Here is a 23,740-nt window from a genome sequence, read left to right on the forward strand (position 1 = left end):
ATTTACAATGAAAGAATTTATACAAACATTTAAAAACATCTGGAGTCTTAAAGAGTTAAGAGATAAAATTCTTCTTACCTTAGGTTTAATTCTAGTGTATAGATTCGCTTCTTATATTTCTCTGCCAGCTATTAACATGGCGGAAGTAGGTAGCCTTTTAGATAAATATCAAAGTCAGGGTGGTAGCAAACAGGGCGCAGGTCTTTTAGGTTTGCTTTCTTCTTTTACTGGTGGTGCATTTAGCCGCGCGTCTGTAATGGCATTAGGAATTATGCCCTACATTTCCGCTTCTATTATTGTACAGTTGATGGGAATGGCTATTCCTTATTTGCAGAAATTACAAAAAGATGGCGAAAGTGGTAGAAATACTTTAAACCAAATAACGAGATGGTTAACAATTGGGGTTTGTTTAGTGCAAGCACCCTCTTATCTTACCAGTATCACAAAGGTTTTTTTACCCTATCAGCAATTCGGTTCTGCTTATTTTGTAGATCCAAATTCAATAATGTTCTTATTTTCATCAGTGTTGTTATACTTGTTAGCAGGTACTATTTTTGCCATGTGGCTGGGTGAAAAGATTACGGATAAAGGTATCGGAAATGGTATTTCTATTTTAATTATGGTGGGAATCCTAGCTGATCTTCCTTCTTCTTTCATTCAAGAGTTTACCACAAAAACTGGTACAGGTGGTTCTGGTGCTATTATGATTTTAATAGAAGTGATCTTCTGGCTGGTCGTAATTTTACTAGCAATTATCTTATCCGTAGCAGTTCGGAAAATTCCTATTCAATATGTAAGCAGAGCTCAGGCAAGAGGTGGCGTAAATAGAAATTTAATGGAAGGCGCAAGACAATGGATTCCTTTAAAAGTTAATGCTGCAGGTGTAATGCCAATTATATTTGCACAGGCTTTAATGTTTGTTCCAGGTTTACTAACCGGAATTGACCAAAGTAATACTTTTTTAGCCGGATTTAAAAATGTATTTTCTTGGCAGTATAATTTATTATTTGCATTATTAATTGTCATATTTACATTTTTTTATACAGCAATTACAATTCCTGTTAATCAAATGGCAGATGATTTAAAAAGAAATGGTGGTCTAGTTCCAAAGGTTAGACCTGGTAAAGAAACTTCAGATTATTTGGATAGTATTTTGTCAAAAATAACTTTGCCAGGTTCAATATTTTTAGCTATTTTTGCAATCCTTCCCGCAATAGTGCACGGCACCTTAGTTTCGACAGATAGATTCGCTCTATTCTTCGGCGGTACCTCACTTTTGATTATGGTTGGGGTGGTTTTAGATACTGTACAGCAAATTAATACTTATCTATTAAATCATCATTATGACGGCTTGATGCAATCAAAATTGTCAAGAACGTCTAATAATATATAAATGGCAAAACAGAAACATATTGAGCAAGACGGTTTAATTACCGAAGCACTCTCAAATGCACAGTTCCGTGTAGAGTTAGAAAATGGGCATATTTTAATTGCGCATATTTCTGGCAAGATGAGAATGCATTACATAAAGCTTCTACCTGGTGATAAAGTTCGTTTAGAGCTTTCCCCTTATGATTTATCCAAAGGTAGAATTACATTCAGATATTAATTTTAGCATCCGCTGAAACTTATTATAAAAGCAAACAAACTTAAGTCTGTTTGAAAATTTAAACAAAATGGGAATGAAGCCGTAAGATCTCATTTAACCGTTGTAAAATTAAAAAAAAGTACTAAATGAAAGTTAGAGCATCTATTAAAAAAAGAAGTGCTGATTGCAAAATCGTTCGCCGTAAAGGCGTGCTTTTCGTGATCAACAAGAAAAACCCAAAATTTAAACAAAGACAAGGCTAAATTATGGCGAGAATTTCCGGTATTGATTTACCTAAAAACAAAAGAGGCGTAATTGGACTTACTTACATCTTCGGAGTAGGTAGAAGTACATCAGCCCAAATCTTGAAAAATGCTGGGATCAGCGAAGACAAGAAAGTCAACGAATGGAATGACGAAGAATTGGCATTAATCAGAAACTACATCACTGAAAACGTAAAAGTAGAAGGTGAATTACGTTCTGAAACACAATTAAACATCAAGCGATTGATGGACATTGGTTGCCAACGAGGAATACGTCACAGACTAGGATTACCTTTAAGAGGACAAAGAACAAAAAATAATTCTAGAACCCGAAAAGGAAAAAGAAAAACGGTTGCTAACAAAAAGAAAGCAAGTAAATAATCGGTAAGAATTATGGCAAAACAGACTAAAGTAACAAAAAAGAGAAAAGTAAAAGTTGAAGCAATCGGCGAGGCTCATATCCAAGCGACTTTCAATAATATTATTATTTCTTTAACCAATAAAGCAGGGGAAGTTATTTCTTGGGCTTCTGCTGGTAAAATGGGATTTAGAGGTTCTAAAAAGAATACTCCCTTCGCAGCACAAATGGCTGCAGAAAATTGCTCACAAGTAGCCCACGATTTGGGTCTTAGACGAGTAAAGGTTTATGTGAAAGGACCTGGTGCAGGGAGAGAATCTGCAATCAGAACTATTCACAATTCAGGAATTGAAGTGAGCGAAATCATTGACGTTACGCCAATGCCTCACAACGGATGTAGACCTCCAAAAAGAAGAAGAGTATAATCTAGGAATATTAAATTTTAGTTTTTATTTTAAGATTGGATATCCATTATTGATTCATCAGAACTAAATTTTTTAATCTAAAATCTTAAAAATTTAAATGGCAAGATATATAGGACCAAAAACAAAAATTGCACGAAAATTTGGCGCTGCAATATTTCGGAGACGATAAGAGCTTCGAAAAGAGAAACTACCCTCCGGGCAACACTGGACCGAACAGAAGAAGAGGTGCTAAAAAATCTGAGTATGCGATCCAGTTAATGGAAAAGCAAAAAGCAAAATATACTTACGGAATTTTAGAAAGACAATTTTCAAATCTTTTTGAAAAAGCCCAAAGCAGCAAAGGTATTACAGGTGATGTACTATTACAACTTTGTGAGTCTAGACTTGATAATGTTGTTTATAGATTAGGTTTTGGTAAAACAAGAGCTGGTGCAAGACAACTTGTTTCTCACCGTCACATTACTGTGAACGGAGAATTGGTAAACATTCCTTCTTATTTATTAAAAGCTGGTGACCAGATTGCTATTAGAGAGAAATCTAAATCTCTTGAAATAATTGCTGACTCTCTAGCTTATCAAATCATGATTATGAGTGGTTACATTTCAATAACGAAACCAAAACTGGAACTTTTACTTCAGCTCCTGAAAGAATTCAGATTCCTGAAGACATCAAAGAACAGTTGATCGTCGAATTATACTCTAAATAATAATCAAATTTTTGCTCAACCCAATAATATGGCAATTTTAACTTTTATAAAACCCGACAAAGTAATACTAATAAAATCAGATGATTTTAAAGGACAGTTTGAATTCAGACCCTTAGAATCTGGTTTTGGTCTTACGATCGGTAATGCTTTGAGAAGAGTATTGCTTTCTTCTCTAGAAGGATACGCTATTTCTTCTATTAAAATAGAAGGTGTAGAGCACGAATTTTCAACTATCTCAGGTGTTGTTGAAGACGTTACAGAAATTAGTCCTTAATCTTAAACAATTGAGTTTCAAACGCAAATTGAAGATATCGCTTCTGCAGATCAGGTAACTGTATATCTATCTCAGGTAAAGAAACTGTAACAGCTGGTGATTTTCGGTAGCTCTATTTCAAGGTTTCCAAGTTTTAAATCCTGAACTGGTTATCTGTAATCTTACAAAAGATATTACTTTTGAAATGACTTTTAATATAGAAAAAGGTAGAGGTTATGTTCCTTCTGATCAAAACAAAGCTGCAAATTCTGCACTTGGTACGATTGCGATCGATTCAATCTTCACTCCATTAAGAAATGTCCAATATGTGTTGAAAATTCCGTGTAGAGCAAAAAACTGACTATGAAAAACTGTTTTGGATATTGAGACTGATGGTTCCATCTACCCTAAAAATGCCTTACTGAAGCTTCTAAAATTTTGATCTACCATTTCATGTTGTTCTCTGATGAGAGAATTACTCTCGAGGCTGACGCAATTGCACAAACAGAATCAGTATGATGAAGAATCATTACACATGAGACAGATTGCTTAAAACTAAGCTAGTTGATATGGATCTTTCTGTAAGAGCGCTAAATTGTTTGAAAGCGGCTGAAGTTGATACACTTAGGTGATTTAGTATCGTTCAATAAAAATGACCTAATGAAATTCCGTAATTTCGGTAAAAAATCTTTAACTGAGCTTGATGAACTTGTTGCAGTTAAAAATTTGAACTTCGGTATGGATTTAGCAAAATACAAACTAGATAAAGAATAATCTAAGCCGTAAGTATAAATTTACATAGCAATGAGACACGGAAAAAAATTCAATCACTTAAGCAGACAGACTGCACATAGAAAATCTATGTTAGCTAATATGGCTTGTTCTCTTATCGAGCACAAACGTATTAACACTACGGTTGCTAAAGCAAAAGCGCTTAAACAATTCGTTGAGCCTCTTATACAAAATCTAAAGATGATACTACACACAATCGTCGTATCGTTTTTGCTTACTTACGTAGCAAATATGCCGTAACTGACTTGTTCAGAGACGTAGCTGCTAAAAGTAGGCAGACCGTCCAGGTGGTATACACTACGTATCATTAAAGTTGGAAATCGTTTAGGAGATAATGCTGATATGGCAATGATAGAATTAGTAGATTTCAACGATATTTACAATCCTAACGAAGCTGAGAAGAAAACTACGCGAAGAAGTAGAAAAGCTTCAACTGCTAAGAAAGCAGAACCAGTTGCAACTATTGCTGATGCAAAAGTAGAGACTAAAAGTGAAAAAGTTGAGGCACCAGTTGCCAACGCTGAAGGATCTGAAGTAGAAGCTGCTGATACAACAGAAGAAAAAACTGCAGAATAAATTTCTAAAAGTTTTAAATACAAAATCCGTCCTGATTAATTTCTGGACGGATTTTTTTATTTAAGTTCAAGCTTGAAGTTTAGCGTTTTAAATATATTTTACACGTTGCAACTTTACATTTCTTACGATTTTTCTAAGACCAAAGGAATTACTTTATCACCTTGTGTAATCATCAATGAATCTTTAGTTATTTTGGCTTGCACGCCATTTCTCTCATAAACTTCAGAATTTTGATCACCATCTTTTTTATCTAAAACATATTTCATATTATTCGCCTTAATAGTAATTGTGCGGTCATTTCCTTTGTTTTGGAAACTAAGATTAGCCCGGTTTCCATCTGTTGCAAGATAGGTGAAAGTTTTACTTTCGTCCATCTTTAAAGAATTAACTGTCTGCGGTTCATTTTCAGAAGTCATTTTATTTTCCTTTTTACAGGCCATTAAACTTAAACCAATCATTGTGGTAATCAATATTCTATTTTTCATAATGTTTTATTTAATGTTAAAGTTAGAGAAATATTTTTATCTTAGTTAAAATTATCTCTAAAATCTCAAAATGCATAAGTTAATTATTTGCACCTTATTTATCAATAGTCTTGGCTTTAAAAGTCAAAATACAAGATTCATTTATGATCACAGATCAGTTAAGGATTCAACCAAAACAGAAGTGATTGATGAGGAAACTTATTATTTAGATACTTTTACAGAAGGTTCAGGATTTTATAGTTATGATAATTTTAAACAAGATTCTTTAGCTAAGAGTTATGGTGATTCATGGTTTAATGTTTCGGATAGAGTCTTTAAAACCTATCCCAAATATAACGTTACTCTTATTTCAAAAGTCGAGCAAGACTTATTTGAAGTGAAAGATGACCGGCAAATAATTTGGAAAATTTCTCTGAAACTATGCAAATTGGCGCATGGAAATCTCAAAAAGCGACAGGGAATTTTGCGGGACGACAATGGACTGCATGGTTTTCAACCGAAATTCCAATTCAAGACGGCCCTTATAAATTATATGGTTTGCCAGGTTTAATTACAAAAATTTGGGATGAGACTAAATCTCATATTTTTGTGCTAAGATCAATTTTAAAACTTAAAAATTCAGAATTAAATGCGTTGACAACCGATAAAAAACCGATTGTTATTTCAAGAGAAAAATATATTACACTTTTTAAAGATTACAGAAATGACCCAATGAAAAGTTGGCGGCAAAAAGGTGTTGTTAAAAGCAAAGAAGATCTTTCTCCCGACAATATGAACTTCTGAAGAAAATTTCAGATTCTAAAATGAGACAAATAGGTGCTGACAATAATATTTTAGAAATAGATTTACTGAAACCGTAACTTTCTGAAACAAAACAATTCATTTTTGCATTTGAAAAGATTAAAATTTTTAAAATCCCAAAAAAGAAAATCTGCGTTTTACACCTTTTCATTTTCCCCAAATATTCCGTAAATTTGCGCACATTCAATTATTAACAAAATATATATTACTATAAAATCATGAGTTACATTTCTTACATTGAAGCACGTCAAATTTTAGATTCCCGAGGAAACCCAACAATAGAAGTTGATGTTCATACAGAAAATGGTTCTATGGGTAGAGCAGCAGTCCCTTCTGGCGCTTCAACAGGCGAGCATGAAGCTGTGGAATTACGTGATAATGCAAAAGAATTTGGTGGCAAAGGCGTTTTAAAAGCCGTAGAAAATGTAAGAGAAATAATAGCACCAGAAATAATTGGTATTTCTGTTTTTGAGCAGAATTATATTGATCATTTGATGATTCAGCTGGACGGAACGCCTAATAAAGCTAACCTTGGAGCCAACGCAATTTTAGGCGTTTCCTTAGCAGTTGCAAAAGCAGCGGCTTTAGATTTAAAAATCCCTTTGTATAAATACATTGGAGGCGTCAACGCAAACACACTTCCTGTTCCAATGATGAACGTCATCAACGGCGGTTCACATTCTGATGCGCCAATTGCGTTTCAAGAATTTATGGTGATGCCGGTAAAAGCAGATTCATTTTCCCACGCTTTACAAAAGGGAACGGAAATTTTTCACGAATTAAAAGCAATTCTAAAAAAGAGAGGATTGTCGACAGCAGTTGGTGATGAAGGCGGTTTCGCTCCAAAATTTGACGGAACTGAAGACGCATTAGATACTTTAACGCAAGCCATTGCAAATGCGGGTTACAAAGCAGGTGATGATATCATGTTTGCTTTAGATTCCGCTGCGTCAGAATTTTATGTGGATGGAAAATACGATTACAGAAAATTTGAAGGCGAAAATGGAGCCATTAGAACAAGCGCAGAACAGGTTGAATATTTAGCAGAACTCGCTTCAAAATATCCAATTATTTCGATTGAAGATGGCATGGATGAAAACGACTGGGAAGGTTGGAAACTTTTAACAGAAAAATTAGGAAAAACCGTTCAGATCGTGGGTGATGATTTATTTGTAACTAATACTGAGATTTTAGCCAAAGGAATTAAAAATGATATCGCCAATTCTATATTAATTAAAGTAAACCAGATCGGTACTTTATCTGAAACTATGGCGGCCGTTCAAATGGCGCAAAATAATAAATATACTACCGTGATGTCTCATAGGTCAGGTGAAACTGAGGATTCTACAATCGCAGATTTAGCAGTAGCAATGAATTGCGGACAAATTAAAACAGGTTCAGCTTCACGATCAGACCGCATGGCGAAATATAACCAGCTGCTAAGAATTGAAGAAGCGTTGGGCGATACTGCCATTTTCCCGGGTCTTGATGCATTTAAAATAAAAAGATAATAGATAAATATCATCAAAATTCATTGTCTCATCTTTGTTTAATGGGCAATTTTTCTTAAATTTATAAAAATATTTAAAATATATGTCAGATAATAAAGTTACTCTTAATTATGACGGAAAATCGTTCGAATATCCTATTATTGAAAGCACAATGGGAGACCGCGGAATTGATATTTCTAAATTGAGAGATCAAACCGGTTTAATTACGTTAGATTTAGGTTACAAAAATACAGGCGCTACTTTAAGCGATATTACCTATTTAGATGGAGATAAAGGTGAACTATTTTACCGAGGTTACCCCATTGAACAAATTGCTGAAAAATCGAATTTTTCGGAGGTGATGTATTTGCTGTTGCATGGAAATCTACCCAATAAAGATCAGTTTGCCACTTTTGAAAATGGTATAAAAAAATACAATTTCGTAGCAGATGAAATGAAGCGTTTGATCGACGCTTTTCCTCGTTCTGCGCATCCAATGGGTGTGTTAAGTTCAATGACATCTGCCCTTACAGCTTTTAATCCGAAAGCTGTTGATGTGCATTCTAAAGATGATTTGGACCACGCTGCAGAAATGTTAATTGCTAAATTTTCACACCTTTGCGCTTGGACTTATCGTAAAAAAATGGGCTTGCCAATTAACCATGGTGACAACAGCTTGAATTACGTAGAAAATTTCTACAAAATGTGCTTCCGCGTTCCAAACATAGATTTCGAAATCAATCCGACTGTTGTCAATGCTTTAAATAAATTATTAATTCTTCACGCAGATCACGAGCAAAATTGTTCTACATCTACCGTGAGAATGGTTGGATCTGCACATACTGGATTATTTGCTTCTGTTTCCGCAGGGATTTCTGCACTTTGGGGACCACTTCACGGTGGTGCAAACCAAGCAGTAATTGAAATGCTTGAAATGATTGACAATGACGGCGGCGATGTTGCAAAATATGTTGAAAAAGCAAAAAATAAAGATGATAATTTCCGTTTGATGGGCTTTGGTCACAGAGTTTATAAAAACTTTGATCCGCGCGCTAAAATTATTAAAAAAGCCGCAGACGATATTTTTGAAGCTTTAGGAATTGAAGATAAAGCTTTAGACATTGCGCGTCAGTTAGAAAAAGTAGCTTTGGAAGATGAATATTTCATCGAAAGAAAACTCTATCCAAACGTAGATTTTTATTCTGGAATTATTTACCGCGCTTTAGGAATTCCCACAGAAATGTTTACCGTGATGTTTGCTTTAGGCAGACTTCCCGGCTGGATTTCTCAGTGGAAAGAAATGCGCCTGCACAACGATCCAATCGGTAGACCGAGACAGGTTTACCAAGGTGCAACTCCACGTGATTATGTGGAAATGAGCAAAAGATAATTCTCATTAAATAATATAAATCTCCCTTTTAATTTTATTTAAAAGGGATTTTTTTTAGAGCATATTTGACAATGTCGAAAGTTATTTTTTATTTTTTTTGGCGCCTTTTCCGTCTTCTTTTTTCAAAACGAGGAACGAGTTTCGATGATTTAAATAAAAATAAATAATAAACTAAATCGATTTTTTTACCATTTTTTCACCAGCTAAAAAAGGCTTTCCATTCGAGCCCGGGCGTAATTTTCGTAAAATAGAATTCGCTTGTTTTATAAAATATTTAGACTGTAGGAAATCTCTTTTTAAACTTGATTCTAGGTTATTTCCGCTTGGTTCTTTTCCCTATATTTGTGTAATTCTCAATCTATGAAACTGAACATTAAAAACGAAACCGGAAAATTAATATCTGTCGTCTTAGGTCAGCCCCAATCGATGGGCGGTGTTCCTACTTTGGAAGAAAGTTACGATGCAAAATCTTATCATACTTTACAAAATGACACTTATCCTGTAGAAAAAGATATTACTTTAGAAATGACCGCTTTTGAAAAGATTCTTGAAAAATATAAGGTAGAAGTGTTTCGCCCAAATGTTATACAAGATTATAATCAGGTTTTTGCTAGAGATGTCGCCTTCGTGATTGAAGATAAAATGATTATTTCAAACGTTATTCACGACCGATCTGATGAACAAGAAGCTTACCGAAAAATTTTCGAAAAAGTAAAATGGCGGGATATTATAAATCTTCCTGAAACTGCTCATATTGAAGGTGGCGACGTAATTGTGTGGAATGATTTTATTTTCATTGGCACTTGTTACAGTGAAGATTACCGCAATTTTAAAACTGCCCGAACTAATCAGTATGCAATAGAAATTCTAAAAGAATATTTTCCTAAAAAGAGGATCTTAGATTTTGAACTCAAGAAGAATGATCAATTGCCTTATGAGGGAATTTTACATTTAGACTGTACTTTTAATCCAATTGGTAAGGATAAATGCATCATTTATAAAAATGGATTTGTAGATGAAAGTGACTATCAATTAATCATCGATATTTTCGGGGAAGAAAACTGTTTTCATGTGACCGACGCAGAAATGTTTGACATGTTTCCAAATGTCTTTTCAATTTCACCTGAAGTAGTCGTGTCAGATAAAGCATTTACAAGACTTAATAATCACCTCAGAAATGAATGGGGAATAACCGTAGAAGAAATACCATACCGGGAAATTTCTAAAATGGGTGGACTTTTCAGATGCTCTACAATGCCTTTGGTTAGGGAGTGAAATAAATAATTATCAAATTTTTTATTAAAAATTTAGAGATTTAAAAACCTTTCAGGCTTTGCAGTAGAAATTATCTTTAGAAACGAGCTCAGCTTAGAAGATCCACAAAATAGCTGGATAAATTAAATAAATATTCCGACATTTTTGCTAATTTTTATCGGGTTGCCAAACTTGACTTTATTGTTGAAGTGATCGATCAGGATTTACCAGAACAAAACTTATCAAAGGATTTAAAAATATCTGAGAATAAAGTTGGGAATAACTAAGGAAAAAGCATTGGACTATCTTCTCTGTAGGTTATTTGTTTCAAAAGAGGTTTTGTATATTACACATTTTAAATAACCATTGTATATCATTATTTTTAGAATCTAAATCAAAAACAGAAAACATGAAAAAATTTTTACTCTCCTTCATTTTCTTAACTTTATTTTTTATCGCGGCAAAAGCACAACAACCTTTATGGATGCAGCAACCTGCTATTTCGCCTAATGGACAATGGGTTGCTTTTGAGTATAAAGGAAATATTTTTAAGGTTTCAACAAACGGTGGGCAAGCTTTGCCATTGACAATTACATCAGATTATAACGGTTATCCAATTTGGAGCCATGACAGTAAAACAATCGCTTTTGCATCTGACCGTAATGGTGATTTTGACGTTTTCAGCATGTCGGCAAATGGTGGTTCTGCAATCCGATTAACTTATAATTCCGATAAAGATATTCCTTATGATTTCAGTATTGATGATAAAAAAGTACTTTTTGGTTCTAATCGTCATGATGTTTATACTTCTGTTCGTTTCCCAGGGGATGCTTATTGGAATAAATTATATGAAGTTCCCGTAAAAGGAGGAAGAAGCGTAATGATAAATTCGGCAGGAACAGAATATGTTCATTTGAATTCGACGGGTGATAAAATTATTTATCAAGACAGAAAAGGATATGAAAATGCTTATCGTAAACACCATACTTCTGCCATTACCAGAGATATTTGGGTATTAGATTTAAAAACTAACCAATATAAAAAAGTTTCAAATTTCATCGGCGAAGACCGCGAACCTGTTTGGGGTGATGGTAATACATTTTATTATTTGAGTGAACAAAAAGGAAATCAAAATTTGTTTAAATCGTCTGTTACTGCTTCAGATAATGTTACTCAACTTACTACATTCGATAAAAATCCGGTAAGAAATCTATCTAGAGCTAATGATGGTACTTTTGCTTTTACACAAGATGGAAATATCTATTTATTAAAAGAAGGTGGGCAACCTAAAATCTTAAACTTTACAATCGGTGCTGATTTTGCTACGGACCAAACTGAAACCGTTCCTGTTAAAGAAAACGCAACAGAGATAGCGGTTTCACCAAGCGGAAAGGAAATTGCTTTTGTTTATAGAGGTGAAATTTTTGTAACAGCCGTTGATGGTTCTACTACAAAAAGAATTACTAACACTCCTTATCAAGAAAGAATGGTAAGCTTTAGTCCGGATGGAAAAAAGCTGCTTTATTCAGTAGAAAATGATAATTCCTGGGATATTTATGAAGCAAGTTTAGCCAATCCATTAGAAAAATTTTTCTATGCTTCTACAGTAATCAATACCAAACCTATTGTTAATACGGATAAGGATGAATTTCAAGCAAATTATTCTCCCGATGGAAAGAAAATAGCTTACTTAGAAGAGAGAAATATTTTAAAAGTATTGGACATCGCCACCAAAAAAACGGTAACAGTATTACCAGAGAAATTAAATTATTCTTATTCTGATGGTGATCAATATTTTACATGGTCGCCAGATAGCAAATACTTGTTAGCACAATCTAGCGAAGGCGGCGGTTGGTTTTCGCCAGAAGTAGTTTTACTAAAAGCAGACGGAACAGGCAAACGAGTAAATTTGACAGAAAGTGGCTTTAACGACTATCATCCTCAGTTTGGGATGGATGGCAAAATGATGTATTGGATTACCGATAAAGATGGGATGAAAAACTTGAGTAGAGGCAGCCAAAGTGACGTTTACGCCATGTTTTTTGATCAAGATATTCGGGATAAATACCAACTAAGCAAAGAAGATTTCGATTTACAAAAAGAAATAGAAAAGAAAGATAGTACTAAAATCGGTGATAAAAATGACGTTAAATCTAAAAAGATCAAGTTAGTAAAAAAAGAAGAAAAACCTATATTTGAACCTAATCTTAAAAATTTAGAAAACAGAACCAAAAGATTGACCATCAGCTCTACTGATATCGGTGGTGTAGCTTTATCAAAAGATGGTGAAAAATTATATTATTTAGCAAAGTATGAAAAAGGTTATGATTTATGGATGACGATGCCTCGTACCCATGAAACCAAAGTTTTGGCGAAATTGGGCGTAACTGATGGCAGTTTGGAATTAAGCAATGACGGCAAAGATCTGTTTGTTTTGGCTGGTGGCAACATCATGAAAGTAGGTGTTGATGACGGTAAAGTTTCTCCAATGAAAATTGATGCTTCTATGGAATTGAATGCATCTGAAGAGCGGAAATATATGTTTGATCATGCCTGGAAACAGGTGAAGAAAAAACTGTTCGACCCAAAACTGCAAGGGGTAGATTGGGATGGTTATCATACTACTTACAGCAAATTTCTTCCCTATATTAATAACAATTATGATTTTGAAGTTTTATTGAGCGAGTTTTTGGGAGAATTAAATGCTTCACATACAGGTGGTGGGTACAGAGTTAAAAAAATGAATGCTGATGCAACAGCTGCGTTAGGTTTATTATATGATGTTACCAAAGGCGGTGACGGCTTGGTGGTAAAAGATATAATAGCTGCCGGACCTTTTGATAAAGCGAAAACCGAGATGAAAGCAGGAATGATCATCGATAAAATAAATGGTAACGAGATAACAGCTGATGTTGATTGGGCAATTTTTCTAAACCATAAAGAAGGTAATTTTACGAGAATAGATTTCCACGATCCAAAAACAAATAAAACCATTAGCGAAGTTGTAAAACCTATATCAGTTGGTGTGGAAAGCGGTGTTTTACTTTACAAACGTTGGACAGATAAGATGGCCCAACTAACGGATAGTCTTTCTGGTGGTAGAGTTGGTTATGTGCATATAAGAAGTATGGACGACCCAAGTTTTAGGGTGACTTTTGATAAAGTTTTAGGTAAAAACGTGAAGAAGGAAGCGCTAATTGTAGATACTCGTTTTAACGGTGGCGGTTGGTTGCATGATGATTTGGTTACTTTCTTAGGAGGAAAAGAATATTTTACTTTACGCCCACAAGGGAATATCACTACAGGTGGCGAGCCGATGAATAAATGGACTAAACCAAGTTGCGTAGTAATGAGTGAAGGCAATTATTCTGATGCTTTTATGTTTCCTTATGCATATAAAGAATTAGGATTGGGTAAATTAATTGGAATGCCTGTTGCAGGAACCGGAACCGCAGTTTGGTGGGAAACACAAATAGATCCAACCATTTATTTCGGTATACCAATGATTGCTACTTACGGTGCTGGCGAAACCCAGGCTACAGAAAATCATCAACTAGAACCTGATATTAAGGTAAATAACGATTATAATAAATTTTTGAACGGCGAAGACCAACAATTGGAAGCTGCCGTGAAAGAAATGTTGAAAGAAGTAAAAAAATAAATCCGGCTAAAAACAATATTCCAAGAAGTAAATTCCGCCTGCCGATGGTAGGTAGGCGGAAATATTGCCAAGGCGTCTTTAAAAAAACTGAAGCTTGAAGACGATGAAGACGGTATCAATTTCGGATTATAAACTAATTTTTGTGGTACCGAGTTTTGAAAATGAAGATGGATGAATTATTCAAATGTTCAACATTGAGATTGGTTAGGGAACAAATTAAATTATTATCAATTTTTTTAATTAAAAATTTGGAGATTTAAAAAACCTTTCTATCTTTGCACCAGAAATTACGTTCTTTAAAACATCGCAACTTATTTAGAAAAGTGGAGGGAATTGACCCGGTGAAACTTTGGCAACCTGTTTAGAAATAAATAAGGTGCAAAATTCAACTCGCAATGGCGGGAAAGATAAGTCAGAAACAGAAATATAAAAATTATACATTTATATCAAACTCTTTCGTCTTATCGAAAGAGTTTTTTTATGCTCTTTCGGTAAGCTTTTCAGAAGATAAGTTGCACAACATTTAAAATAAAATTATTTAAAATATGAGCAATTTAAAATTTGAAACATTGCAACTTCATGCGGGACAAACCATAGATTCAACCACAAATTCCAGGGCGGTTCCGCTCTATCAAACCGCTTGTTATACTTTCAACGATGCACAGCACGCTGCTAATCTTTTTGGTTTAAAAGAATTCGGAAATATTTATACCCGTTTAATGAATCCGACAACGGATGTTTTTGAAAAAAGAGTTGCTGCGCTACACGGCGGAGTTGCTGCTTTAGCAACAAGTTCTGGTCATGCCGCACAGTTTTTAGCAATTACAAATATTCTTCAGGCTGGAGATAATTTCGTGAGTTCGCCGTATTTGTACGGTGGAAGTTTTAATCAGTTTAAAGTAACTTTTAAAAAATTAGGGATCGAATGCCGCTTTGCAAAAGATGACGAACCGCAAGATTTTGAGGAACAAATCAATGAAAATACAAAAGCCATCTATGTTGAAACCATCGGTAATCCAAGTTTAAATGTAGCAGATTTTGAAGCAATTGCAGCAGTTGCAAAAAAACATAATCTTCCTTTAATCGTTGATAATACTTTTGGTGCGGGTGGATTTATTTTTCAACCTTTAAAACATGGTGCAAATATCGTGGTAGAATCTGCTACAAAATGGATCGGCGGTCACGGCACTTCCATCGGTGGAATTATCGTAGATGGCGGAAATTTTGATTGGGGAAGTGGGAAATTTCCACAATTTTCTGAGCCTTCAGAAAGTTACCACGGTTTGATTTTTTCTGATGTTTTTGGTGTTAACGGCTCTTTTGGAAATATTGCTTTCATCATAAAAGCGAGAGTAGAAGGTCTTCGAGATTTTGGTCCAACTATTTCGCCATTTAATTCTTTTCTTTTAATTCATGGTCTTGAAACTTTATCGCTTCGTTTAGAAAGAACCGTTCAAAATGCGCAGAAAGTCGCAGAATTTTTGGAAGATCATCCACAAGTTGAAAAAGTATTATATCCAGGTTTGCCAAGTTTCCCCGATCATGAAAATGCAAAAAAATATTTTAAAAATGGTTTTGGTGGCGTACTAAGTTTTGAAATAAAAGGTGGAAAAGAATCTGCGATAAAATTCATCAATAGTTTAGAACTAATCAGCCACGTTGCCAATGTGGGTGATTCTAAAACTTTAATTATTAATCCTGCTTCTACTACTCACGAGCAGCTTTCTGAAGAAGAACAATTGCACGCGGGAATCAAACCTGGACAAGTTCGCATCAGTGTAGGAATTGAGCATATAGATGATATTTTAGATGATATCAACCGCGGATTTGCCGGGATTTAATTTTTAAAATTTAGATATTGAAACATTTTAAAACAGAAGATTTTGTTCTTGAATCTGGTATTAAAATTTCCGAAATTAACATTGCTTATCAGATTTTTGGTGAATTTTCTTCATCGAAAAAAATAATCTGGGTTTGTCATGCCTTGACCGGAAACTCAGATGTTGAAGACTGGTGGGAAGGTTTATTTGGAAAAAGTGAGGTATTTAATTCTGAAAATTATACCCTGATTTGTGCAAATATTTTAGGCTCTTGTTATGGAACTTCATTTAAATCTGAAGAAAGATTACCACTAATTTCTATTCGAGATATGGTAGAAATGCACCAAAGATTAGCGAATTTTCTTCAAATTTTTAAAATTGATATGTTAATTGGTGGTTCTCTCGGTGGAATGCAAGCTTTAGAATGGTCGGTTATAAATCCAAATTTCATTGAGAATTTGTGCCTAATTGCTACTAATGCAAAGCATTCGGCATGGGGAATTGCGTTTAATGAAGCCCAAAGAATGGCATTAAATTCTGGTGAAAATGGAATTGAAGCAGCGCGAGCCATTGCGCTGCTTTCTTACCGTAATTATGAAACCTTTCAAAAAACCCAAGAGGATAGTGAAGAAAAATTAGAAAATTTTCGGGCGGCGACTTACCAAAATTACCAAGGTGCAAAATTAAAGAAAAGATTTACAAAGGAAAGTTACTGGATATTATCTAAAAGTATGGACAGTCATAATCTGGGTCGAAAGCGAAATTCGCTGGAGAATGCGTTGTCTAAAATTACGGCCAAAACTTTAGTTATTGGCGTTGAAAGTGATCTGCTTTTTCCGATTTCAGAGCAAGGCTATTTAGCAAAAAACATAAAAAATGCCAAGTTAGAAATCATAAAATCATTGTACGGACATGATGGGTTTTTGTTAGAAACAAAACAAATTGCAACGGTTCTACTAAATTTTTTTTCAGAATTAAACGTTGACAATAAGAATAATTAAAAAAATGAAAAAGAAGAAATTAAAAATAGGATTATTTGGCTATGGCGTTGTTGGAAGCGGTTTATATGAGGTTTTGCAACAGGCAAAAAATCTAAAAGCAAAAATTAAAAAAATTGTGGTCAAACATCCGGAAAAGCAACGAAACATTTCAGCGGATAACTTTTATTACGATAAATATGATATTCTAAATGATGACGAAATCAATACCGTTGTAGAATTAATAGATGATTCTGAAGCCGCTTTTGAAATCGTAAAACTAGCGATGGAAAAAGGAAAGTCGGTTGTTTCTGCCAATAAAAAAATGATTGCAGAGCATTTGCAGGAAATATATGATTTACAGAAAAAGTATGAAGTTTCTTTTCTTTATGAAGCGGCAGTTTGTGGCAGTATTCCTATTATCAGGAATTTAGAAGAATATTATAATAATGATTTTCTGCAATCTTTGGAAGGAATTGTGAATGGTTCTACCAACTATATTTTGAGTAAAATATTTTATGAAGATTTAAGTTTTCCACTAGCTTTAAAAGAAGCACAGGAAAAAGGTTACGCAGAAAGTAATCCGATTTTAGATATTGGAGGATTTGACGCGCGCTCAAAACTTCAGATATTATTGGCGCATTCTTTTGGAATTATTACCAAACCGGAAGACGTTTTTAATATAGGAATTCAGAATTTATCAGCGTTAGAATTAGCTTATGCAAAAGAAAAAAATCTTCAAATAAAATTATTAGTTTATGCCCATAAGAAAAACAACAAGGAAATTATAGCTTTGGTAATTCCGAAATTTATTGCTTCTAATAGTTCTTTTTCCAATGTAAATGACGTTTTTAATGGTGTAAAAGTTCAAACTGCGTTTGCGGATAAACAATTTTTTTCCGGTCGTGGTGCGGGTTCTTTTCCGACCGCAAGTGCGGTTTTATCCGATATTTCCGCCTTGGGTTATGATTATAAATATGAATATAAAAAGATAGAAAGAAATGAAGGTTTCCGTTTAACGGAAGATTTTAATCTGAAAGTTTTATTCAGACATTCTGTTAACAAAAGTGATTTTTTTAAACCATATTTTGATGAAATTGAAGAATTTTATGGCAATAAAGAGGAAGCCTATTTTGTGGGAAATATCAGTTTTAAAAATTTAAAGCAAATTTCAACTGAAAATCCGGATGATGTTTCCTTTGTTTTGATTGATTTGTGCTAAAAGGATAAACCACAAAGTCACAAAGCATTTCACCAAGTAATTACTGAAATAATAAATCTAAAAAACATAATACTTTGTGTCCCTTTGATTAAAAATTAATTTAAATCTTTGTGACTTTGTGGTTAAAACTAAACAGAAAACTGTTTGAGTTTCCGGATTTCTTCATCACTCGCGAATTGCTCATAACTGGGAATTGCAGAAGAATGAAAGAATTTTCCGTTTGTGAAATTTTTTAATTCTTCGATGTTTTCAGAACGCACATTTCCGCCAATTAAAATATTTATTTTGTCAGAATATTTTTCGATTAACTTTTTTAAATTTTCTTTTCCTTCCATTGCCGATTTTTCGCCGCCGGAGGTAAGAATATTTTTAAAACCAATTTCAATCAAGGTTTCACAAGATTTGTCTAAATTTTTAGTTCTGTCAAAAGCGCGGTGAAACGTACAAGGAATTGGTTTTGCGAGTTCAACTAAAAAGGAATTTCTTACTTTGTCAACTTCATTATTTTCATCTAAGACCCCAAAAACAAAACCGTCTGCGCCCGAATTTTTGTACAATTCAATACTTTTTATCATTCCTGAAAACTCTTCTGAATCATAAAAAAAACCGCCACCTTTTGGACGAATCATCACGTAAATTGACTTTAAATATTTTTCTTTTAAAAATTTAAATTCTTCAATTTCGGGCGTCAATCCACCGAGTGTAATTTCTTTGCAAAGTTCTATTCTGTCAGCGGAAGACTGCAAAGCGACTTCTGCGGAAGTAATTTCAAAACAAGCAATTTCCAGCATTTTATTTATTTAAGTTATTTTAAATTAAGAACTTTGATTTTACAAGAATGCCTTCATTTTTATTTTGCACCGCATAATTGAAACCTTTTTGAAGACAATATCCACCATATTCACCATTTTTATTGAGCGCAATGAAGCCAATCTGTATATCTTCCGGATTTTTTTTCCTATTTAAAACAAGTTTTAAAATTCTTTTTACGGCTTCTTCACAAGCCACTTGCGGGGATTTTCCCTGTCTCATTAGTTCCACAACGAGATGTGTGCCGCAAGTTCTTATCACTTCTTCACCTTGTCCAGTTGCCGTTGCAGCGCCAATTTCATTATCCACATAAAGTCCGGCACCAGTTATTGGCGAGTCACCGACTCTTCCATGCATTTTATAAGCCATCCCTGAAGTGGTGCAGGCGCCAGAAAGATCTCCGTTTTTATCCATTGCGATCATGCCAATTGTATCGTGATTTTCAATATTTGCGACAGGTTTATAATTTGAAGTTTTCAGCCATTCTTTCCATTCTTTTTCAGATTCTGGTGTGAGAAGATTTTGTTTTTTAAAACCTTGAGAAAGTGCAAATTCTAAAGCACCATCGGAAACTAACATTACGTGGGGTGTTTTTTCCATAACGGCTCTCGCTACGGAAATTGGGTTTTTAATAAATTCTAAACAAGCGACTGAACCAATATTTGCGTTTTCATCCATTATGCAAGCGTCTAAAGTCACGTTGCCGTCTCTATCAGGTCTTCCGCCGAGACCTACACTTCTTTCATTGGGGTCATCTTCCACTAATCTTACCCCTTTTTCTACGGCGTCTAAAGATTTCCCACCTTTGGAGAGAATTTCCCAGGCCACTTTATTTGCTTCTACTCCAAAGTCCCAAGTTGAAATTACAATCGGTTGATTTAGTTTTTTTGTTGGTATAAATTTACTTCTAGCAAATAAATCAAAGGGATTTATAAGTAATGCCGTGGAAGCAATTGCGCTGTTTTTAAGAAATTTTCTTCTATTATTCATTTTAAAATTTTTGAACGAAATAAATTTAATGAAAATTATTCATTTTTAAATGATTTTCTTTAATCGTCAGAATTTGTTAATTTTACAAAAAAGTAATATTAATGCAAACTACAGATACGGTTTTAATGATTGAGCCCGTAAATTTTGGTTTCAACGCTGAAACGGCGAAAAATAATTATTTCCAAACCAATACTGAATCCAGTAATACGCAAGCAAAAGCGTTGGAGGAATTTAATGATTTCGTGGCAAAATTGCGAGAAAAGAAAATCAACGTGATTACGGTAAAAGACAGCGCGGAAACTTACACGCCAGATTCTATTTTTCCTAATAATTGGGTAAGTTTTGATACTGCCGGAAATGCTTTTTTATATCCAATGTTTGCTGAAAATAGACGTTTGGAACGTAGAAATGAAGTTTTGGACGCGGTAGAAAATAAAGGTTTTTTGCTAAATGAAATTATTGACCTTTCAGCATCCGAAAATGAGGGAAAATACCTTGAAGGAACTGGAAGTATGATTTTCGACCATGATCAGAAGTTGGCTTACGGTTCGGTTTCATTACGTTTAGACGAAGCGTTATTTAGAAAATACTGTGAAAAAATCGGTTACGAGGCTGTGGTTTTTCATTCTTTCCAAACGGCAAATGGCGAAAGATTGCCAATTTATCACACCAACGTAATGATGTGCGTGGGTGAAAAATTTGTGGTGATTTGTTTAGACTGTATCGATGCGGAAATTGAGCGCGAAAAAGTAATAGAAGTCATTAAGAATTCTGGAAAAGAAATTATTGAAATTTCAGAAGATCAAATGCACCAGTTTGCGGGAAATATGCTTCAGGTAAAAAATACGGAAAACGATAATTTTTTAATTATGTCTCAAACTGCTTTTAAATCATTAGTTCCAAAACAAATTGAAGCGATTGAAAAATATTGCGAAATAATCTATACTGATTTAGAAACTATTGAAACCAACGGTGGCGGAAGCGCACGCTGCATGTTGGCGGAAGTTTTTTTGCCTAGAATTTAGTAGTTCTCAAAATCAAATAAAACAAAACCACCGAACTACTTCCGGTGGTTTTCTAATGAAAAGTAACTATGAAAATGTAATTAAGTTCTGTCTTTGATTGATGAGTTTGCACTTTCAGTTTTTCTGATCTTTTCTACTTTTTTGTTTCCAAAATTATAAGTTGCTTTGATACTTACAATTCTGTTATAGCGGTTTTGATCAACACTATTAAAGTAACCCGTGCTTTGTACTTCTTTAAAGTAAAACTTATTCGTGTTAAAAATGTCATTTACTTCAAACATAAAAGTCCAGTCTTTGTAGATTTTTTTTATGGATAGATCTAAACTTTGCATAGAATTTAAGTTTCCTAATTCTATTTTTTGAGGCGAAAGAAAGAAATAATTCACACCTATGAAAAGGTCTTTTTTGGCAGATAGTCGTATGTTATTATTCAATGCAATATTAAAAAAAAATGTTTCTTTATTTATATCATAAGTGTCAAAAGGTTCATTTGTAATGGGATCTTTAGAAACGGAACCTCTAAAAATATTATAAGCTAAATTTAAACTGTTATTTGCTGACCAGATCCCTTTAAAAAAAGTTTTCTGCATGCCAATTGTTCCACCAAATTCCTGTTTTGTACCATAATTTGTCCGGATGTAACGTAATAAAATTGTACCGTCATCTTTCTTTTTTTGTAAGGGAATCTGTTCGTTTTCATCTTTTATATAGGTGTGGTTTAAAACTAAAAAGTAAGAACTTTTGTACATATAATTTAATTCTTGCGTGTAGTAAGTTGATGCCTTCATGAAAGGATTATTTTGCAAATAATTATCTAGTGTTAAATATTGTCTGGACGGATTTAACTCAGAAAATGAAGGTCGTTTTATTCTACTTGAAAATGTGTAGGAAAGCGAGTTGTCTTTATTAAAATTATAGTTTGCACTTACATAAGGTAGAAAGTTGTTATAGTCATTTTTGAAATGATAATAGGGGTCAATTTTATCTAAAACATCTCCTTGATTATGAGTCAACTCAACTCTTGTCCCTAATTTTCCAGAAAATTTTTCACCGAAGTTTTTTTCTAACGTTGCGTAAACAGAAGATATATTTTCCATATAAACAAAGTGATTAGAAAGATTATTATCAGTTCCAGATGGGGGAATCACATTTTCGAAAGAAGTATTATTATCCGTTTTTGTGTGGTTATAATTTCCACCAAAAGACAAGATCGTTGCATCTTCGAATTTCATAACATAATCTGCTTGAAAGCCAAAATTATTAACTTTTTGTGGTGTTTTTTGTAAAAACTTTGCTTCTATATTTTGGCTGTCTAAATCTGTAGTGACATTTGTATTTTGCTGTAATCTCTGAAAATTAAGATATGAAGTATTTAAAATTAACTTACTTCCTTCTTCATCTGTTTTTAATTCATAATTTAAATTTAAAGAATGGCTTCTGCTATGCGCATCTTCTACGTTAAAAGTATTTGTTTTACTAACAGTTTTTTTTGTAAAATCTTTAGCAATGCTATTTAAATTAGTTTGTGAGTTATTGCTCCAATTAAACCTGGTATTGTAAGATAATTCAATATTTTGCTCTGGTGAAAGTTCGTAATCCAAATTTACGTAACCACCTAAATTTTGATTTGGCCTTGTAATTGTACCTACACTTCTATTATTGTAGGTTTCATCGCCGTTTGTGAGGATTAATGATTGCTTTTGTTTTTGTACGCTGGAATAAACATTGCCATCAATACCTAGTTTACCTTTTCTGTAATTTAAACTTAAAGCTGCGGAAGGATGATTATAATAAGATTGCTCATCGCCCAGTTTTAAAGTGCCGTTTAAACCATCCGTAATACTTTTTTTCATAATAATATTTATTACGCCATCATCACCATCTAATTGAAATTCTGAGGATGGAACTGTGATCACCTCGATTTTCGAAATATTTTCGGAAGGTGTATTTTTAAGCATTTCAACTAAAGATTCCATATCCATATTGGTTTTTCTTCCATTAATATAGATGAAAACGTCTTTTCTACCTAATATTTTTAGAGTAGCATTATCGGTGGACGATACGAGAGGTGTTTCTTTTAACAGATCAAATGCATTGGTTCCTTTTGCTATCGGTGAGTTGGCTACATCAAAAACCATTCTGTCTGATTTTTTTTGAAATACCTTTTTAGTCATTACAACTTCTTCTATTTTTTTTGTTTGCGTAGAATCTGTTTTTGAACTTTCCTGAGCAAACAAAATTGAACTTGTGATAATGGCGAGTGAAGTGATTAAAATTTTCATGAGTTATTGTTTTAAAAAAATAAAAGTCGTGGGTTATCAGCTAATAATTTACGGCGATTATTGTAGTTGTTTTATTTCTGTATTAATTGACATTGCAAAGATATATAAATATTTAAGTAATATGCAATACAAAGTAGTAAAATAAGCCTATTAAACTAATTAAAGTGTTGATATTCAGTTTAAAAAATTTAAAAATATTTTTTAGTTGACTCTAATTAATAGACAGTTTAGGACAGAAAAACCATTACATCTTCAAACTTATAATTTAAATTTTGGATTTTTTTTCACGAGTTAAGCAAACCGGCATTGGGAAGATCTCTGTTGTATATTTCGATTTATAAGTCAAAAATAATTTTGATTTATAAATTTTTACAATAATAGAAAATAAAGAATTGAAGAAAGCCTTTAATCAACTAACCCTTAAAATTATCCAAAAGGTAATAATTTACTGCAGAGCCTCTTACTGTTGAAAATTATTTGAGTTTTTACACAATTTATATGATTTGATGGAAATAATTGTGTGTTTTCATTTACTTAGCTATTTATTTACAATTATAGGTGTTTGGGTTGTA

At 33.5% G+C, this 23,740-nt stretch carries 19 protein-coding genes, 2 pseudogenes and 1 riboswitch; of the genes and pseudogenes, 17 read left to right on the top strand and 4 right to left on the bottom strand.

The window, feature by feature from the left end:
• Window positions 1-7 precede the first annotated feature (7 nt).
• The 8 genes and pseudogenes from secY (at window position 8) to rplQ (ending at window position 4,961) form a co-directional block, all read left to right on the top strand.
• Window positions 8-1,393 (top strand): preprotein translocase subunit SecY, encoded by a 1,386-nt coding sequence (secY, locus tag ACVBED_RS07600; RefSeq protein WP_473094799.1) that lies wholly within the window; start codon window positions 8-10, stop codon window positions 1,391-1,393.
• Entirely contained in the window at window positions 1,394-1,609 is a 216-nt protein-coding gene (infA, locus tag ACVBED_RS07605; RefSeq protein ID WP_090079658.1) for a translation initiation factor IF-1, read from the top strand.
• Window positions 1,610-1,734: 125 nt separating this feature from the next.
• Window positions 1,735-1,851 (top strand): 50S ribosomal protein L36, encoded by a 117-nt coding sequence (gene rpmJ, locus ACVBED_RS07610; RefSeq protein ID WP_007839480.1) that lies wholly within the window; start codon window positions 1,735-1,737, stop codon window positions 1,849-1,851.
• Window positions 1,852-1,854: 3 nt separating this feature from the next.
• Window positions 1,855-2,232, top strand: a complete 378-nt coding sequence (gene rpsM, locus ACVBED_RS07615) for a 30S ribosomal protein S13 (protein ID WP_473094800.1) — start codon at window positions 1,855-1,857, stop codon at window positions 2,230-2,232.
• Between the two features lie 12 nt (window positions 2,233-2,244).
• Window positions 2,245-2,634, top strand: coding sequence for a 30S ribosomal protein S11 (gene rpsK, locus ACVBED_RS07620; RefSeq protein ID WP_090079656.1), 390 nt, complete (start codon window positions 2,245-2,247; stop codon window positions 2,632-2,634).
• A gap of 128 nt (window positions 2,635-2,762) precedes the next feature.
• Window positions 2,763-3,317 (top strand): 30S ribosomal protein S4, encoded by a 555-nt coding sequence (rpsD, locus tag ACVBED_RS07625; protein WP_473094801.1) that lies wholly within the window; start codon window positions 2,763-2,765, stop codon window positions 3,315-3,317.
• Between the two features lie 51 nt (window positions 3,318-3,368).
• A pseudogene (locus ACVBED_RS07630) lies at window positions 3,369-4,367 on the top strand (DNA-directed RNA polymerase subunit alpha).
• Window positions 4,368-4,397: 30 nt separating this feature from the next.
• Window positions 4,398-4,961, top strand: a pseudogene (rplQ, locus tag ACVBED_RS07635) (50S ribosomal protein L17).
• A gap of 122 nt (window positions 4,962-5,083) precedes the next feature.
• On the opposite strand, the gene ACVBED_RS07640 reads toward rplQ, so the two are convergent.
• Window positions 5,084-5,446 (bottom strand): hypothetical protein, encoded by a 363-nt coding sequence (locus ACVBED_RS07640; protein ID WP_473094802.1) that lies wholly within the window; start codon window positions 5,444-5,446, stop codon window positions 5,084-5,086.
• Window positions 5,447-5,866: 420 nt separating this feature from the next.
• Between ACVBED_RS07640 and ACVBED_RS07645 the strand changes: the two genes are divergently transcribed.
• The 8 genes from ACVBED_RS07645 to ACVBED_RS07680 all read left to right on the top strand — a co-directional run bounded on the left by ACVBED_RS07645 (window position 5,867) and on the right by ACVBED_RS07680 (window position 18,061).
• Window positions 5,867-6,229 (top strand): GLPGLI family protein, encoded by a 363-nt coding sequence (locus tag ACVBED_RS07645; RefSeq protein ID WP_473094803.1) that lies wholly within the window; start codon window positions 5,867-5,869, stop codon window positions 6,227-6,229.
• A gap of 236 nt (window positions 6,230-6,465) precedes the next feature.
• A complete protein-coding gene (gene eno / locus ACVBED_RS07650) occupies window positions 6,466-7,758 on the top strand; it encodes a phosphopyruvate hydratase (protein ID WP_473094804.1) in 1,293 nt (430 codons plus the stop codon).
• Window positions 7,759-7,840: 82 nt separating this feature from the next.
• On the top strand, window positions 7,841-9,127 hold the full coding sequence (locus tag ACVBED_RS07655; protein WP_447121277.1) for a citrate synthase: 1,287 nt from the start codon (window positions 7,841-7,843) through the stop codon (window positions 9,125-9,127).
• Between the two features lie 360 nt (window positions 9,128-9,487).
• Entirely contained in the window at window positions 9,488-10,402 is a 915-nt protein-coding gene (locus ACVBED_RS07660) for a dimethylarginine dimethylaminohydrolase family protein (RefSeq protein WP_473094805.1), read from the top strand.
• Window positions 10,403-10,790: 388 nt separating this feature from the next.
• Window positions 10,791-14,042: a S41 family peptidase gene (locus ACVBED_RS07665; RefSeq protein ID WP_447121278.1), complete on the top strand. Its 3,252-nt coding sequence runs from the start codon at window positions 10,791-10,793 to the stop codon at window positions 14,040-14,042.
• Between the two features lie 308 nt (window positions 14,043-14,350).
• A riboswitch (SAM riboswitch) is annotated at window positions 14,351-14,456 on the top strand.
• A gap of 131 nt (window positions 14,457-14,587) precedes the next feature.
• Window positions 14,588-15,883: an O-acetylhomoserine aminocarboxypropyltransferase/cysteine synthase family protein gene (locus ACVBED_RS07670; protein ID WP_473094806.1), complete on the top strand. Its 1,296-nt coding sequence runs from the start codon at window positions 14,588-14,590 to the stop codon at window positions 15,881-15,883.
• Between the two features lie 17 nt (window positions 15,884-15,900).
• A complete protein-coding gene (locus tag ACVBED_RS07675) occupies window positions 15,901-16,863 on the top strand; it encodes a homoserine O-acetyltransferase family protein (protein ID WP_473094807.1) in 963 nt (320 codons plus the stop codon).
• A gap of 4 nt (window positions 16,864-16,867) precedes the next feature.
• Complete coding sequence (locus ACVBED_RS07680) at window positions 16,868-18,061, top strand: homoserine dehydrogenase (protein WP_473094808.1); 1,194 nt, start codon at window positions 16,868-16,870, stop codon at window positions 18,059-18,061.
• Window positions 18,062-18,189: 128 nt separating this feature from the next.
• On the opposite strand, the gene ACVBED_RS07685 is transcribed toward ACVBED_RS07680, so the two are convergent.
• Window positions 18,190-18,852, bottom strand: coding sequence for a copper homeostasis protein CutC (locus tag ACVBED_RS07685; protein WP_473094809.1), 663 nt, complete (start codon window positions 18,850-18,852; stop codon window positions 18,190-18,192).
• Window positions 18,853-18,871: 19 nt separating this feature from the next.
• The gene (locus ACVBED_RS07690; protein ID WP_473094810.1) at window positions 18,872-19,861 is read right to left on the bottom strand and encodes a glycosylasparaginase; all 990 of its coding nucleotides are present in this window, start codon (window positions 19,859-19,861) and stop codon (window positions 18,872-18,874) included.
• A 101-nt stretch (window positions 19,862-19,962) separates the two neighbouring features.
• On the opposite strand from ACVBED_RS07690, the gene ctlX reads away from it, so the two are divergent.
• Window positions 19,963-20,886 carry a citrulline utilization hydrolase CtlX gene (gene ctlX, locus ACVBED_RS07695; RefSeq protein WP_447121283.1) on the top strand — a complete coding sequence of 308 codons (924 nt, stop codon included), beginning with the start codon at window positions 19,963-19,965 and terminating at the stop codon, window positions 20,884-20,886.
• 80 nt (window positions 20,887-20,966) lie between these two features.
• Here the strand turns inward: ctlX and ACVBED_RS07700 are convergent, their stop codons facing one another.
• Complete coding sequence (locus ACVBED_RS07700; protein WP_447121284.1) at window positions 20,967-23,168, bottom strand: TonB-dependent receptor domain-containing protein; 2,202 nt, start codon at window positions 23,166-23,168, stop codon at window positions 20,967-20,969.
• Window positions 23,169-23,740: the final 572 nt, after the last annotated feature.

Source organism: Halpernia sp. GG3, from assembly GCF_052976925.2.

Bases quoted from the DNA above. Each gene is read 5' to 3' on its own strand.
- ctlX (WP_447121283.1), top strand. From the start codon at position 19,963: ATGCAAACTACAGATACGGTTTTAATGATTGAGCCCGTAAATTTTGGT.
- ACVBED_RS07645 (WP_473094803.1), top strand. From the start codon at position 5,867: ATGCAAATTGGCGCATGGAAATCTCAAAAAGCGACAGGGAATTTTGCG.
- ACVBED_RS07700 (WP_447121284.1), bottom strand. From the start codon at position 23,168: ATGAAAATTTTAATCACTTCACTCGCCATTATCACAAGTTCAATTTTG.
- ACVBED_RS07660 (WP_473094805.1), top strand. From the start codon at position 9,488: ATGAAACTGAACATTAAAAACGAAACCGGAAAATTAATATCTGTCGTC.
- ACVBED_RS07670 (WP_473094806.1), top strand. From the start codon at position 14,588: ATGAGCAATTTAAAATTTGAAACATTGCAACTTCATGCGGGACAAACC.
- ACVBED_RS07640 (WP_473094802.1), bottom strand. From the start codon at position 5,446: ATGAAAAATAGAATATTGATTACCACAATGATTGGTTTAAGTTTAATG.
- eno (WP_473094804.1), top strand. From the start codon at position 6,466: ATGAGTTACATTTCTTACATTGAAGCACGTCAAATTTTAGATTCCCGA.
- ACVBED_RS07685 (WP_473094809.1), bottom strand. From the start codon at position 18,852: ATGCTGGAAATTGCTTGTTTTGAAATTACTTCCGCAGAAGTCGCTTTG.
- ACVBED_RS07690 (WP_473094810.1), bottom strand. From the start codon at position 19,861: ATGAATAATAGAAGAAAATTTCTTAAAAACAGCGCAATTGCTTCCACG.
- ACVBED_RS07655 (WP_447121277.1), top strand. From the start codon at position 7,841: ATGTCAGATAATAAAGTTACTCTTAATTATGACGGAAAATCGTTCGAA.
- rpmJ (WP_007839480.1), top strand. From the start codon at position 1,735: ATGAAAGTTAGAGCATCTATTAAAAAAAGAAGTGCTGATTGCAAAATC.
- rpsK (WP_090079656.1), top strand. From the start codon at position 2,245: ATGGCAAAACAGACTAAAGTAACAAAAAAGAGAAAAGTAAAAGTTGAA.
- ACVBED_RS07665 (WP_447121278.1), top strand. From the start codon at position 10,791: ATGAAAAAATTTTTACTCTCCTTCATTTTCTTAACTTTATTTTTTATC.
- ACVBED_RS07680 (WP_473094808.1), top strand. From the start codon at position 16,868: ATGAAAAAGAAGAAATTAAAAATAGGATTATTTGGCTATGGCGTTGTT.
- rpsM (WP_473094800.1), top strand. From the start codon at position 1,855: ATGGCGAGAATTTCCGGTATTGATTTACCTAAAAACAAAAGAGGCGTA.
- secY (WP_473094799.1), top strand. From the start codon at position 8: ATGAAAGAATTTATACAAACATTTAAAAACATCTGGAGTCTTAAAGAG.
- infA (WP_090079658.1), top strand. From the start codon at position 1,394: ATGGCAAAACAGAAACATATTGAGCAAGACGGTTTAATTACCGAAGCA.